Source organism: Pseudomonas sp. S32 (assembly GCF_016648095.1).
GTDB lineage: Bacteria > Pseudomonadota > Gammaproteobacteria > Pseudomonadales > Pseudomonadaceae > Aquipseudomonas > Aquipseudomonas parafulva.
The window spans coordinates 1-13,540 of sequence record NZ_JACVVF010000036.1; the positions used below are offsets into that span (position 1 = coordinate 1).

Consider the following 13,540-nt stretch of genomic DNA (forward strand, 5'->3'; position numbering starts at 1 on the left):
AGCGCTGAGGCCCCAGGATGGGGCCTTCGGCGCGGTCCTCCCGGGAGCAAGTCCGTAGTGAGGGAACCCCGAAGCGCAGCGTAGGGGCCGGATGACGGGAGCGCAGCGTTTTTTGGTTACTTTTTGTCGCGTTTGACAAAAAGTGACTCGCCGTAAGGGCGAAAAGGTGAGTAAGCGTCACCATCGTATATGGACTATGCTTGCCATGAAAACCCACGAACAGCAAACAACTTCAAACTTCAAACTTCAAGAACGTGGCCGGATACACCGAGCAGACATTCTTTACGCAAGTGGCGCTTAATCACCTTCCCGCCGTAAGAGCAAAAAGGTGAATAAGCGTCCCCATCGCAAATGGACTATACGCACTATCAAAACCCACCCAGAGATGGCGATCAACAACACTACAGCGGCGTCACCACCACCGTACACGTAGTCCCCGCCGCCAACAAAAAACCCTCCGGCACACGATCAATATGAATCCGCACCGGCACCCGCTGCGCCAACCGCACCCAGTTGAACGTCGGGTTCACATCAGCCACCAACTCACGGCTCTGCGGGTTGTCCCGGTCATAGATACCCCGGGCAATACTCTCCACATGCCCCTCCAACCGCGCCCCGCTCATCATCTGCAACTCCGCCGGGTCCCCCACTTTCACATGCGGCAACTTGGTTTCCTCGAAAAACCCATACACCCAGAACGAGTGTTCATCCACCACCGCCATCACCGCCTCCCCCGTACGCGCATAATCCCCCCTGTGCACATTCAGGTTGGTCACATAACCATCCACCGTCGCCACGATCTGCGTACGCTTGAGGTTCAGCTCCGCTGCCGCCAACTGCGCCTGGGCATGCTGGTAATCGGCCAGCGCCGAACTGGCGATGTTGCTCGCATCGTCGCGGCTTTCCTTGGAGATGACCAGGTTGTCCATGTCCGCACGGCGCCTGGCGTTGACCTTGCGCATCTCCCACGTCGCTTTGCGCGAGGCCACCAGCGCCTTGGCCTGGTCGACCGCCACCTGGTAATGCGCCGGGTCGATCTGGATCAGCACATCGCCCTTCTTCACCCGCTGGTTATCCTTGACCGGCACGTCCACCACATACCCCGGCACATCGGCAGCGACGTTGATGATGTCGGCACGCACACGGCCATCCCGGGTCCAGGGCGTGGTCATGTAGTGCAGCCACAGCTGGCGACCGATCACCACCGCAGCAGTCAGCACCAACAGAGTGGCGACCAGGCTGAAGAACTTTTTCATTGAAGGTTTCTCACCAATAGAGCGACAGCGCCAAGGCGCCGAACAGGCAGACGAACAGGCTCAGGCGCAACAGCGCCGGGTGCCAGAAGAAACGGTAGCCATCGTGGCTGGCGATGAACCGGTCCAGGCCCCAGGCCAAGCCCAGCGCAAACAGGAACATCAGTGTCAGGGTGGGCATATAGACGCCATGGAAGGCAATTTCACGGGGCATGGTGCACACCTTTGTCCGGGGCCAGCGGTGACAGGGGGTCGAGCAGAGACGAGCGAATGAAGTGCAGGTAGCTTTGCGCACGGCGCAGCACCGAGGTGTCGAAGTGCCGGGCGAAGGGCTCATCGGTGGCCTGCACCCGCGAAATGGCATGGTCGACCGCCACCAGGGCCCGCTCATGGTTGCTGGCATTGGGCTGCAGGAACAGCCTTGCCAGCGCCCGCCCCATCACCCGGATCGCCTGGCGCCACGGCTGCGATTCGGCATAGGCCGGGTGCACCGGCGCGCGGTCCTGCTCCTTGCGCAGCTCGATGACCGCATGGCCGATTTCCAGCACGGTGAACATCCAGCCCATCAACTGGCTCTGCACCTGCGGCTTGCCGGCAGCAAGGCCGTAGGCCTGGTGCAACAGGTCGCGGGTGCGGCTTTCGAAGGCCGTGCCGATGCCGCGCAGCCGGCCGCTGATGGCGAACAGCACTTGCTCGCGCAGTGCCTGCTCCAGGCGGCTCCACAGCCAGAGGCTGTTGGGCGGCAGGATGATCGCCCCGGCGGCGGCGCACACGAACATGCCGATAACCATGGCGATGTAGTCGTTGATGAAGCTGTACGGGTCATACACCGTCAGGTTGTTGGGCACCGAACCGATGGCGAAGAACACCAGCAGGCCGATACCGTAGCCAGCGTAGGCCGGGCGCGACGACAGAAACGCCCCCAGCACGAACACCGGCGCCAATACCATGCACAGCAACGGGAAGCCGTCGATCCAGGGGAACACGAAAAAGGTTTCGAAGAAGCCCACCACCGCGCCGATGGCCGTGCCGCAGGCCATCTGGAAGGACAGCCGCTTGGGGTTGGGCGATGCCGCAGAAAGGCCCACCGTGACCGTGGCGATCAAGGTCATCATGGCCCCACTGGGCCAGTCGCTCAGCAACCAGTAGCTGCCCAGCAGCAACAGCACCGCCGATGCCCGCAGCCCGGCGGCCAGCGACACCAGCCAACTGGTCTGCGCCACGTAAGGCTCGTCCCACTGCTCGCGCTCGTGCTTGTGCACGGCCAGCGACGCATGGGTTTCGGCGTAGCTGTACATCTCGTCGACGAAGCGGTACAGCAGCTCGAACGCGGTGTGGAAATCCAGCAGGTCGGCTTCACCGGGGTCGGTGGCCAGGTACTCGGCGCGCAGGCTGCGTACCTGGGCCTGCAGGCCCTCTCGGTAGGCCCCCAGCTCCAGGGTCAGGCGCAGCGCATCGGCGTCGGTCAGGGCGCGGTTCACATAAGGCTGCAGCAACTCAACCAAGGTCTGCAGGCCGGGCTCGATGGCGCCGACAATTTGCGACGGCCCCCGGGCACGCAGGCGTTCGATCAGGCGATGCAGGGCGTTGAAGCGCGTGGTGATGGCCATGAACTCGCTGTTCATGCGCACCAGGCGGCCACTGCGCCGGCGCATGTGGGGGTCCTCGAAAGCGGTGACGTTACGCAGGCTCTCCAGGCCTACCGCCTCGGCAACGAAACGCACGTTGCTGCTTTCAAAACGGTCGCGCTGGCTGTCGCCCCGCAACGCCTCGACCACTACAGCGGCGAACACGCCAAAACGCTGGTAGAGGGCGTTGCGCATGGCGGCGCTGGCGGACTGTGGCAGCACCGCAGCACTCACGAATGTGGACACCAGGATGCCGAGGGCAATTTCCAGCACCCGCCACATGGCCGCCATGAAGGCTTGGTCCGGGTGCTGCAGCACTGGCAGGCCGATCATGGCGGCGGTGTAGCCGGCCAGCACGAACCCGTAAGCCTGGAAGGTGCGATAGCGCATGGCACCTGCTGAGCACAGGCCCACCCACAGCGCCAGGCTGGGCAGGAACAGCTCGGTGTTCTGCGGGAAGATGGCCATCAGCGTCACCATCATGGCAGAACCTGCCAGGGTGCCCAGCACCCGATAGAAGCTCTTGGCGAACACATGCCCGCTTTGCGGCTGCATGACGATGAACACGGTGATCATGGCCGTGCGCGGCTGCGGCAGTTCCAGGCGCATGGCCAGCCACAGGGTGATGAAGGCCGCCGCCAGCACCTTGAAGATGTACACCCAGGTGACGCCGTCCGTACGCACCCAGGCAAAAAAGCCTCGTCGCCACTCCAGGCGTTGCAGCCAGCGCAGGGGCAAGCTGGCAGCGCTCATTCTGCGCGGCCCCTTCTGGGGTTGAGGATCGCCAGGGTGGCGGGGGTTTTCGGCGCCGCCTGGCGCTGTTCGTCGGGCACATCCCTACCGGCCTGCAGGCCACCGCCCAGGGCGGTAACCAGGTCGGCATGGGCAACCAGGCGCGCGGCCTGCACCTGCTGCTGCACCTGCTGCTGGCGGAACAGCAACGTCTGCGCGTTGAGTACGTTCAGGTAGTCGGTGAGGCCGCGTTTGAACGCTACCGTGGCGATGTCGTAGGTTTTCTGCGCAGCCGCCACCGACTCGGCCGCGAAGTGCGCCTGCGCCTCCATCGACTCGCGGCGGATCAGCTGGTCGGAGACACCCTTGAGCGCATCGACCACGTTCTGGTTATAGCGCGCCACGGCCATGTCGTAGCCCGCCGAAGCGGCACCCAGTTGCGCGCGCAAGCGGCCACCGTCGAACACCGGCAAAGTGACGGCGGGGCCAACGGTGTAGTTGAACTTGCGCCCGGTGAGGAACGCCAGCGCGCCACCACCGGTGGCCATGAAGCCCAGGCTGCCCACCAGGTCGACGTTGGGGAAGAAGCCGGCGTGGGCCACATCGATGCCGCGCGCCTGCGCAGCCACCTGCCAGCGGCTGGCAACCACATCAGGCCGCTGGCCGACCAGTTCGGCGGGCAGCGTCGAGGGCAGCTTCAAGGGTGCAGCCAGTGCCAGGCTGGGGCGCTGCAACTGGGCGCCCTCCCCCGGCCCCTTGCCCGCCAGGGCAGCCAGCTGGTTGCGTGCCAGGGCAATGGCTTCGTCGAGGCTGTCGAGCTGGCGATGGGTTTCCGGCAACGGCGCTTCGGCCTGGCTGACCTCGAAGTGGGTGCCGATACCGGCATCCAGGCGGCGTTGGGCCAGGGCCAGAATCTGCTGTTGCTGGGCAAGCTCGGCCTTGACGATGTCACGCTGGGCAAAGTGCAGGCTCAACTGGATGTAGGCGCGCACCACATTGTGCTGCAATTCCAGCTGCGCCTGGCGGGCCTCGGCCACGCTCACGTGCACCTGGTCCACCGCCTGCTCGCTGGTGTTGCGCTCCCGCCCCCACAGGTCCAGGGCATAGCTCAGGCCAAGGGCCGCCTGGTTGTCCCAGGTGTTGGCACCCGACAATGCGCCAGGCCCGTAGAATTGATCTTCGGGCCAGTTGTGGCGCTTGAGTGCAGCCTGGCCATTGCCTTGCAGTTGCTCTGCCGACTCGGCGATGCCGGCCATGGCCCGGGCCTGGCGCACTCGCGCCGCCGCCATGGCCAGGCTTGGGCTGCCGGCCAGGGCCAGGGCGATCCAGTGGTCCAGTTGCGGGTCAGCATAGGCATGCCACCATTGCTGGTCGGGCCAGTGGGCGTCGCTGGCGGCTTGCTGTATGGCCTCATCCGTGCTGAGGGTGTTGGCTTGCAGCGTCTTGGTTTGCGGGGCGATGCCCCAGGTTCCGATACAGCCACTCAAACAGAGGGCAAGGGCACAGGCACTGAACGCATGGAGCGTTCTGTTGAGGCGACGCGGCACAGCTGCGGTATCCCGAGGAAAAGGTGGAGGGGCCGCGCAATTCTAGGGGGCCGCCGCACTGGCGATAAGCGCTGTTTCCTGCGAATCTTTGTTACCAAAACAGCGATAATCCGCCTTTGGTCGTAGGCAATTTTCATCTCTTGCGCATGACTTCGTGACACAATTTTGTCCTCTACATCGAGAGTGACCCATGGACACCCTGCAAAACATGCGTGCGTTCAGTTGCGTTGCCCAGCTTGGCAGTTTCACTGCCGCAGCGGGCCAGCTGGATACCACCACCGCGAACGTGTCGCGGGCGGTTTCCAACCTGGAGGCCCACCTGCAAACCCGGCTGCTCAACCGCACCACCCGCCGCATTGCGCTGACCGAAGCCGGCAAGCGCTACCTGATGCGCTGCGAACAGATTCTGGCCTACGTGGAAGAGGCCGAGGCCGAGGCCAGTGACGCCCACGCCCGCCCGGCCGGGCAACTGAAAGTGCATTCGATGACCGGGGTGGGCCAGCACTTCGTGGTAGACGCCATCGCGCGCTATCGCGAGTCGCACCCGGACGTCACCTTCGACCTGACCATGGCCAACCGGGTACCCGACCTGCTCGACGAGGGCTATGACGTGTCCATCGTGCTGGCCACGGAGCTGCCGGACTCTGGCTTCGTGTCGCAACGGCTGGGCATCACCTACAGCATCGTGTGCGCCTCACCCGGGTACATCGCCCGCCACGGCGTGCCGCAAAAGCCCGCGGACCTGCTCAGGCACGCCTGCCTGCGCATGGTCAGCCCGGTAATCCCGCTGGAGAAATGGCTGTTCGACGGCCCGGAGGGCCAGGAGATGGTCAACGTCACCAGTTCGCCGTTCATGGTCAACACCGCCGACGCCATGCGCACGGCCATCCGCAGCGGCATGGGCGTGGGGGTGCTGCCGATCTACTCGGCCATCGAAGGCCTGCGCAACGGCAGCCTGGTGCGCATCCTGCCGGAGTACCGCCTGCAGGAACTGAACCTGTACGCCATCTACCCCTCTCGCCAATACCTGGACGCCAAGATCAAGACCTGGGTGGAATACCTGCGCAACTCCCTACCCGAAATCCTCGCCGCCCACGAAGCCGACCTGAAAACCCACCAGGTCATGATCGCCAACTAAAGGCCGCCTGGCGGCCCTCTCCAACCCAATCACGCTTCACCTTGCCGCTTCCAACTTGCAGCTTGCAGCTTGCAGCTTGTAGCTTGTAGCTTTCCGTCCGAAGGGTGTTTCGATGAAAAAGACTGTCCTGGCCTTCAGCCGCATCACGCCAGCAATGGCCGAGCGCCTGCAGCATGACTTTAACGTGATCGTGCCCAACCCCAAGCTCGGCGACATCAGTGCCCAGTTCAACGAAGCGCTGCCTGAAGCCCATGGCCTGATCGGTGTGGGCCGCAAGCTGGGGCCGGCGCAGCTGGAGGGCGCAGGCAAGCTGGAGGTGGTGTCCAGTGTGTCGGTGGGCTACGACAACTACGACCTGGACTATTTCAACGAGCGCGGCATTGCCCTGACCAACACCCCGGATGTATTGACCGAGAGCACCGCCGACCTGGGGTTCTCGCTGGTCATGGGCTGTGCCCGGCGCACCGCTGAACTGGACGCCTGGACCAAGGCCGGCAACTGGCAGGCAACCGTGGGGCCAGCGCAGTTCGGCAGCGACGTGCACGGCAAGACCCTGGGCATCGTCGGCCTGGGCAACATCGGTGCCGCCATTGCCCGCCGCGGCCGGTTCGGTTTCAACATGCAGGTGATCTACGCAGGCAACAGCCGCAAGAGCGCGCTGGAACAAGAACTGGGCGCGCAGTTGCGCAGACTGGAACAGTTGCTGGCCGAAGCCGATTTTGTCTGCATCGTGGTGCCGTTGTCCGATGCCACCCGCAAGCTGATCGGCGCACGGGAACTGCAGCTGATGAAGCCCAGCGCGTTCCTGATCAACATCGCCCGTGGGCCGGTGGTGGACGAGGCGGCGCTGGTCGAGGCACTGCAAAACGGCACCATTCGCGGCGCCGGGCTGGATGTGTACGAGAAGGAGCCGCTGGCCGACTCGCCGCTGTTCAAACTGCCCAATGCCCTGACCTTGCCGCACATTGGCTCGGCCACGGCAGAAACCCGCGAAGCCATGGCCAACCGCGCCATCGACAACCTGCGGGCTGCCCTGCTGGGCGAGCGCCCCCAAGACCTGGTGAACCCGCAGGTGTGGAAAGGCTGACCGGCCGTTCTATACCGACCTCGGCACGCCCGGGGCCACCCTGGCCCTGGGCTTGCGAAACACCAGCACATTGCCTGCCATCACCGCCAACAGGCCCAGCAGCGCGGGCGGCGTCCACTGATACCCCTCCACCGCTGCCGACACATTCAGCGCCACCAAGGGGAACAGCACCGTGCAATAGGCCGCACGTTCCGGCCCCATGCGCCCGACCAGCGTGAGGTAGGCCGTAAAGGCGATCACCGAACCCGGCACCACCAGGTACAGCAACGAACCGATGTACCGCGTGCTCCAGTCCAGGGTGAACGGCACGCCGGCCAGCACGCAGAACACCGCCAGCATCCCGGCCCCGTACATCATGCCCCAGGCATTGGTGGTCATCGGCTTGAGCCCGGCCTTCTGCTGCATGCTCGACAACAGGTTGCCTGCCGAGAAGCACAGGGTGCCCAGCAGGGCCAGGCCCAGGCCGTACAGGGTTTCACGGCTGGCGGCATGGTGCGAGAGCTCCGGCCAGAACAACAGCCCCAGGCCGGCCAACCCCAACGCCCCACCGCCGAGCACATTGGCAGCGATCTTCTGCCCGAAGAACAAGCGGGCGTTGAGCGCGTTCCACAGCGTGGCAGTGGAAAACACCACCGCGATGAGGCCGCTGGCGATCCATTGGCTGGCGCTAAGAAAACAGATGAAGTTGACGCAGAACAGGCACACGCCCTGGGCCAGGCAAAGCCGGTGACCACGGCGGTTCATGGCTTGCAGCTTGCGGGTGAGCAACAGCACGGCGAACAGGATCAGCCCGGCGAGGGCAAAGCGGTAGACGATGGATACCGGGATGGCGACCACGCCCAATTGAAGTTTCAGCGCGATCCAGGTGGTGCCCCAGATCAGGACGGTGAGCAGGTAGAGTGACAGGTTCATCAGGGGCCTCAGGCGGTGGGGATCAATTCGGGGACCGCATTGCGCTGCCTTGCACGAGATCTCAAAGTGGCCGCAATCACTGTGGGGCAACTGTGTTCCACCCAATCTCAAAGTTGACGCAATCACTGTGGGAGCGGCTTCAGCCGCGAACACCGGCAAAGCCGGTGCCATACACTGCGCTGCCCGCTTCGCGGGTAAACCCGCTCCCACAGAAGGCGAGAGCAGGGTTATCTCCCAGATGCGAGTTTCATCCGGATAGCCCATTGCGGCTTGCATAAACTTGCGCATTTGTTGCGCAGGTAGCTGTAAGCCTGCCCCAGGCTCAGTAGGATGGCTGGCAAGAGGAATTGCCCATGACCCCACTCGACCAGCTGCACGTGTTCAATGCCATGCATGCCTCGCCCAATGCCCGGCTGGAACTCAGCGCGCACCTGGGTGACGGCTTGGCGGCTGCGCTGTGGCACAACCGCGACGACGCTCGCGACTACCAGGCGCCCAGCCATCACACCTTGTCGTGCTACATCGACGATGGCACCGGCACCTTCCGCCGCCAGCGCCCGGCAGACAAAGGCGCACCGGACAAGCTGTGCATACTCCCGGCCGGGCATGAGTCAAACTGGGTGATCAATGGCACCATTCGTGTCGCCCACCTGTATGTGAGCGAGGCGCAGTACGCCCTGGGCTGCGTGCGCCTGCTCGACCGTGAACCGCGTGAGCTGCAGTTGCAGGAGGCCACCTTCACGGACGACCCGCAGCAGGCCCGGCGGTTTCGCCAGCTCATACAGCTGGGTTGGGACGAACCTGCAGAACGCCTGCTGGCCAGCAGCCTTGCACACGGAGTGGTGGACCACGCCCTGCTCAGCCAGGTGGGGGTGCGTGATGGGTTGCGGCTTAAAGGGGGGCTGGCGCCGAACCTGCGGCGCCAGCTGATCGACTACATCGAGGCGCACCTGGCCCAGCCCCTCACCCTGGGCGAGCTGGCCGTGCGCTGCAACCTGTCCGAATACCATTTCGCGCGCATGTTCCGCACCAGTTTCGGGCTCCCCCCGCACCAGTACCTGCTGGCCCGCCGGCTGCAACGGGCTTGCCAGCTGCTGCGCCTGGGCGACACGCCACTGGGCGACGTGGCCATGGCCTGCGGCTTTGCCAGCGCCAGCCACTTCACCAACCGCTTTCGCCAGGCGCTGGGGGCGACACCTGGCGAATACCGGCGGGCGTTCAGCCGCTGAACCGAGGCGGGCAAGCGCGCCTTAGAACTCCAGCGTGCTGGACAGGCTGACCTGCCGGGCATCGCCGAGGGCGACGAAGTACTGGTTAACCGCCGAGCTGTAGTACACCTTGTCGAACAGGTTCTTCACGTTCAGTTGCAGGCGCACCTTGTGCTCGTCCAGTCTGGTTTCGTAGCTGGCAAAGGCATCGGCCACGGTGTAGGACGGCAGGTCAAAGGTGTTGGTGGCGTTGCCCGGGCGCTCGCCAACATACCGCGCCCCCGCGCCCACCCGCAGGTTGTCGCCACCGAACAGGTTGCCGAAGTCGTACACCGCCGACAGCGAAGCCCCATGCCGGGCCACGTTCTGCAAGCGGTTACCTTCCAGGGCCGGGTCTTTTGTCACCTTGGCGTCGGTGAAGGCGTAGCTGCCGATCAGGCTCCACCGCTCGCTCAACTGGCCGGTTAGGTCGAGCTCGACGCCACGCGAACTGACTTCGCCGGCATTGCTGTACACCGTCTCGCGGGTGGTGGAGTCGAAGTTGGACACCAGCACGTTGCGCTTGGTGATATCGAACAGCGCCAGGGTGCCGGTGATGCGGCCAGGCACATCGAGCTTGGCGCCCAGTTCCCAGGACTTGCCCTCTTCCGGCGCGATTGCTGAGTCCAGCACCACATTGCCGGCCAGCGGCGCGATGGTGGAATTGGGCTTGAACGACTCGCTGTAGCTGCCATAGAACGACAGCTGTTCGTCCACCTTGTAGACGATACCGGCGTGGGGCACCCAGGTCTGGCCGCTGATATCGGTGTTGGCCTTGAACGGGCGGCCGCGACCGGCGTACTGGTCGTACTGCTGGAAGCGCCCACCCGCCACCAGGATCCAGTGGTCGTCCAGGTGCAGCGCGTCCTGCAGGAATACCGCGTCGGTGCGCAGCTTGTCGGTCTGGTCGCTGTCGCTGGCGCGCACAGTGGTGCCCTCCACTTCACGCCCATACACCGGGTTCAGGTAGCTGAACGACGACTTGGGGGTCTGGCGGATCAGGTCGGCCCGGTAGATCTTGCGGTCTTCGTGATCCACGCCGAACAGCAGGTCATGCTGCATGCCGGCCAGTTGCACATTGCCGGCCAGGCTAAGGGTCACGAACTGGTCGCGGCTCATGGCGCCCTGGGTACCGTCGATGCTGCGGGTGAGCGTGCCATTGCGCGTGTTGATGCCGGTGACGCGCACCTGGCTGGCGTCGTAGGTTTCGCGGTTGAAGCTGTAGCCCAGGTGCAGCTTCCAGTCGTCGGCGAGCTGGTGGTCCACCTCCAGCCGGTACAGGTCCGAGCGCCCCTGCATGTCATTGAAGGGCTCATCCAGGCGCCGGGTGGCCGGGATGTTCAGCGGGTGCCCATCATTGCCGAAGGCCGTGCCGCGGTCGAACGGCGAGAGAAACTCCCGGTGTTCGTAGGCCAGCACTACCTGGGTGTCCTCGCCCAACCAGGCCAGCGAAGGCGCTATCAAGGTTTCCCGGTGCACGCCGTAGTTGCGCCAGTAGTCTTCGTCTTCATGATCGGCGATCAGGCGGTAGGCGAAGTTGCTGTCACCCAGTGCACCGGTGCTGTCGAAGCCACCGCCACTGCCATTTTTGCCGCTGCCATAGCTGGAACCGCGCACGGTCAGGGCGTTGTACTGCTCCAGTTGCGGCCGTTTGCTGACCACGTTGATCACCCCACCCGGGTCCTGGATGCCATACAGCAGCGAGGCCGGGCCTTTGAGCACTTCCACCCGCTCGGTGCTGGCATTGAGGGCGCGGCCCTGCACCACCGGCATGCCGTCGCGCATGATCGAGCCGTCGCGGTTGTCGCCAAAGCCGCGCTTCATCACGGTGTCTGCCGTACCGCCGAAGTTGTTGCCCTGGGTGATGCCGCTGACATTGGCCAGGGCATCGTCCAGGTTGCGCGGCGCCTGGTCGCGGATGACCTGCGCCGGCACCACGTTGATGGCCTGGGGGATGTCCTGGCTGGGCCCCTGCCCGCGCATGATCGATGCGGTGGCCGGTGGCTGGTAGCTGGTGCTGTCCAGTTGCGAAGTGACGGTGGTGGCCTGCAGGCTGAGGGCACCGGAGGTGTCCGCCGCTTCCACGGTAAGCGTGCGTGCGTCCACGCGGCGCCATGCCAGGCCGGCGCTGCCGAGCAACTGCTGCAGCGCCTGCTCGGCACTGAACCGGCCTTGCAAGGCCGGTGCCTGTACCGCCGGCAATGCCAGGGTGTAGAGCACGCTTTGGCCGGTGGTGCGGCTGAACGCGTTGAGGGCCTGGGCCAGCGGCTGCGCTGGTTGGGCAAAGGTATAGGCCTGCGACTGCTCGGCGGCGCTGGCCACGGGGGCGACAGTGAGCGGCGGCAGCACGGCAAGGCCAAGCCAGAGGGGAACGCAACGCGAGGTGAACTTCATGAACGCTGACCTGTGAGAGGGTAATCACTGCGAATGAATCGCACTTCCACTCATTACACGGATGCGGCGAGCGATTACCTCACCCCACACACAAAAGTTTTTTGCGCAGCCGGCTACGGGCGGACCAGGGTCAGGCGCCCGAGCACCGTGTGCCGCTCGAAGCCCACCACCTTGCCGAGGGAGTCCAGCGCCAGCATCGGCTCGGCAACCGGGAAGCTGCCACTGACCAGCCGTTGCCCCAGGGCATCGTCGAGCAGCAGGATTCGCCCGGGGTAATAGCGCCTCAGGTCGTCCAGCACCTGCGCCAGCGGCGCCTGGGAGTAGTTCAGCCAGCCCTCGCGCCAAGCCAGGCGGTTGTCGCTGTTGACCATGACGGTATTGCCGACCTGGCCAGAGGCGTACATCACCTGCTGGTTGGCCGTGAGCTCACGGCCCGCGGCGCCTTGGGCCGGGCTTACCGCCACCCGACCACTGCGTACCGTCACCTGCGCCCCCGCACCCTGGTCGCGCACCTCGAACTGGGTACCCAGCACGCGCACCTGCCCCCCTGCGGCGTCGACCAAAAACGGCTCGCCGGTGTGTGTCACCTGGAAGAACGCAGCGCCATGCAGCAACCGCACCCGGCGCTGACCTTGGGCAAACTGCACAGCGATCGCACTGTGGGCATCCAGGGTCACCTGGGACTGGTCGGGCAAGGTGACCTGCCGCACCTGCCCGGCGCTGCTGTAGTCGGCCTGCAAATCCTGAATCCAGTAGCCCGGCTGCCAGCCCCCGGCCATGCCCAACGCCAGCACCAGGCATGCCGCAGCGGCCAGCCCGGCCACCCGACGCCCCCAGGGCCGCCGGGGCACAGGCCGGGCCATGGCATCGAGGTAGCCTTGCAGGGCGTGCTGGTCTTCAGCGGCCAGGGCGGCGGCAACAGGCCCACTGTTGTGCCAGGCCGACTGGGCCTGGGCATAGGCTGCAGGGTGCTGGGGGTCTGCCAGCAGCCAGCGCCTGAACGCGGCGCCGTGGGCCTGCGCAGGCTGCTCGTTGATGCGGCCCAGCCACTGCGAGGCGGCCTGGAACTGCGCGTCGGTGATCGGCGGTAGACGGCTCATCGGTGGGCGCTCCCTGGCCGGCGTGGAGTGGACGCGGGCTCGGCAACACTGGCCTTGCACGCTTGCAGGGCGCGCATCATATGCTTTTCCACGGCGCTCTGGGACAGTTGCATGGCGCTGGCGATCTCGCCGTACTTGCAACCATGCACGCGGTTGAGCAGGAAGATCTGCCGAGTGCGTTCGGGCAGCGCCCGCAGGGCGGCCTCGATGCGTTGCAGGTCGTGGGCCACTTCCAGGGCCTGTTCGGGGGTTTGGCCCGGGCTGTGCTCATCGGCAGGCAACGCGCCTTCCGCTGCACGCTCGCGGCTGCCTTCACTGCGCAGGTGGTCGATGGCCAGGTTGCCGGCGCAGCGCAGCAGGTAGGTATCGAGCGCTTCTACCTTGACTTCGGGCCGCCCCCAGAAGCGCAGGAACAACTCCTGGACCAGGTCTGACGCCGTGGCCCGGCAGCCCACCCGGCGGCTGACCAAGGCTTCCATGCGTGCCCGCTGGGCCATGAAAA

The 13,540-nt window shown here is 65.1% G+C and carries 11 protein-coding genes; 3 read left to right on the plus strand and 8 right to left on the minus strand.

Going from position 1 to position 13,540, the window contains the following annotated elements; translation table 11 throughout:
* Positions 1-401: 401 nt before the first annotated feature.
* From IAE38_RS17810 to IAE38_RS17825, 4 genes are read right to left on the minus strand one after another with little or no spacing between them, the layout of a single operon-like run.
* A complete protein-coding gene (locus tag IAE38_RS17810; RefSeq protein WP_201218479.1) occupies positions 402-1,256 on the minus strand; it encodes an efflux RND transporter periplasmic adaptor subunit in 855 nt (284 codons plus the stop codon).
* A 10-nt stretch (positions 1,257-1,266) separates the two neighbouring features.
* A complete protein-coding gene (locus IAE38_RS17815) occupies positions 1,267-1,467 on the minus strand; it encodes a DUF1656 domain-containing protein (RefSeq protein ID WP_028633275.1) in 201 nt (66 codons plus the stop codon).
* Positions 1,457-3,634 (minus strand): FUSC family protein, encoded by a 2,178-nt coding sequence (locus IAE38_RS17820; RefSeq protein ID WP_201218480.1) that lies wholly within the window; start codon positions 3,632-3,634, stop codon positions 1,457-1,459. The genes IAE38_RS17815 and IAE38_RS17820 overlap by 11 nt, the downstream gene beginning before the upstream one ends.
* The gene (locus tag IAE38_RS17825) at positions 3,631-5,160 is read right to left on the minus strand and encodes an efflux transporter outer membrane subunit (protein ID WP_201218481.1); all 1,530 of its coding nucleotides are present in this window, start codon (positions 5,158-5,160) and stop codon (positions 3,631-3,633) included. Before IAE38_RS17825 ends, IAE38_RS17820 begins: the two co-directional genes overlap by 4 nt.
* A gap of 190 nt (positions 5,161-5,350) precedes the next feature.
* Here IAE38_RS17825 and IAE38_RS17830 point away from each other — a divergent pair, with 190 nt between their 5' ends.
* Both IAE38_RS17830 and IAE38_RS17835 read left to right on the plus strand, forming a co-directional pair.
* On the plus strand, positions 5,351-6,298 hold the full coding sequence (locus IAE38_RS17830) for a LysR family transcriptional regulator (protein ID WP_060483060.1): 948 nt from the start codon (positions 5,351-5,353) through the stop codon (positions 6,296-6,298).
* 112 nt (positions 6,299-6,410) lie between these two features.
* Positions 6,411-7,385 carry a 2-hydroxyacid dehydrogenase gene (locus IAE38_RS17835; protein WP_201218483.1) on the plus strand — a complete coding sequence of 325 codons (975 nt, stop codon included), beginning with the start codon at positions 6,411-6,413 and terminating at the stop codon, positions 7,383-7,385.
* Between the two features lie 9 nt (positions 7,386-7,394).
* On the opposite strand, the gene IAE38_RS17840 is transcribed toward IAE38_RS17835, so the two are convergent.
* Positions 7,395-8,297, minus strand: a complete 903-nt coding sequence (locus tag IAE38_RS17840; protein ID WP_201218484.1) for a DMT family transporter — start codon at positions 8,295-8,297, stop codon at positions 7,395-7,397.
* Positions 8,298-8,650: 353 nt separating this feature from the next.
* Between IAE38_RS17840 and IAE38_RS17845 the strand changes: the two genes are divergently transcribed.
* A complete protein-coding gene (locus IAE38_RS17845; RefSeq protein WP_201218485.1) occupies positions 8,651-9,526 on the plus strand; it encodes a helix-turn-helix domain-containing protein in 876 nt (291 codons plus the stop codon).
* Positions 9,527-9,547: 21 nt separating this feature from the next.
* Here the strand turns inward: IAE38_RS17845 and IAE38_RS17850 are convergent, their stop codons facing one another.
* The 3 genes from IAE38_RS17850 to IAE38_RS17860 form a co-directional block, all read right to left on the minus strand.
* The gene (locus IAE38_RS17850) at positions 9,548-11,938 is read right to left on the minus strand and encodes a TonB-dependent siderophore receptor (RefSeq protein WP_201218486.1); all 2,391 of its coding nucleotides are present in this window, start codon (positions 11,936-11,938) and stop codon (positions 9,548-9,550) included.
* A gap of 113 nt (positions 11,939-12,051) precedes the next feature.
* Positions 12,052-13,038 (minus strand): FecR family protein, encoded by a 987-nt coding sequence (locus IAE38_RS17855; RefSeq protein ID WP_201218488.1) that lies wholly within the window; start codon positions 13,036-13,038, stop codon positions 12,052-12,054.
* Positions 13,035-13,535, minus strand: a complete 501-nt coding sequence (locus tag IAE38_RS17860) for an RNA polymerase sigma factor (protein ID WP_236404157.1) — start codon at positions 13,533-13,535, stop codon at positions 13,035-13,037. The genes IAE38_RS17855 and IAE38_RS17860 overlap by 4 nt, the downstream gene beginning before the upstream one ends.
* Positions 13,536-13,540: the final 5 nt, after the last annotated feature.

What these genes read in the sequence shown, in the direction of transcription:
- IAE38_RS17815 (WP_028633275.1), bottom strand. Translation starts at nt 1,467, where the DNA reads ATGCCCCGTGAAATTGCCTTCCATGGCGTCTATATGCCCACCCTGACA.
- IAE38_RS17830 (WP_060483060.1), top strand. Translation starts at nt 5,351, where the DNA reads ATGGACACCCTGCAAAACATGCGTGCGTTCAGTTGCGTTGCCCAGCTT.
- IAE38_RS17840 (WP_201218484.1), bottom strand. Translation starts at nt 8,297, where the DNA reads ATGAACCTGTCACTCTACCTGCTCACCGTCCTGATCTGGGGCACCACC.
- IAE38_RS17845 (WP_201218485.1), top strand. Translation starts at nt 8,651, where the DNA reads ATGACCCCACTCGACCAGCTGCACGTGTTCAATGCCATGCATGCCTCG.
- IAE38_RS17810 (WP_201218479.1), bottom strand. Translation starts at nt 1,256, where the DNA reads ATGAAAAAGTTCTTCAGCCTGGTCGCCACTCTGTTGGTGCTGACTGCT.
- IAE38_RS17855 (WP_201218488.1), bottom strand. Translation starts at nt 13,038, where the DNA reads ATGAGCCGTCTACCGCCGATCACCGACGCGCAGTTCCAGGCCGCCTCG.
- IAE38_RS17820 (WP_201218480.1), bottom strand. Translation starts at nt 3,634, where the DNA reads ATGAGCGCTGCCAGCTTGCCCCTGCGCTGGCTGCAACGCCTGGAGTGG.
- IAE38_RS17850 (WP_201218486.1), bottom strand. Translation starts at nt 11,938, where the DNA reads ATGAAGTTCACCTCGCGTTGCGTTCCCCTCTGGCTTGGCCTTGCCGTG.
- IAE38_RS17860 (WP_236404157.1), bottom strand. Translation starts at nt 13,535, where the DNA reads ATGGCCCAGCGGGCACGCATGGAAGCCTTGGTCAGCCGCCGGGTGGGC.
- IAE38_RS17835 (WP_201218483.1), top strand. Translation starts at nt 6,411, where the DNA reads ATGAAAAAGACTGTCCTGGCCTTCAGCCGCATCACGCCAGCAATGGCC.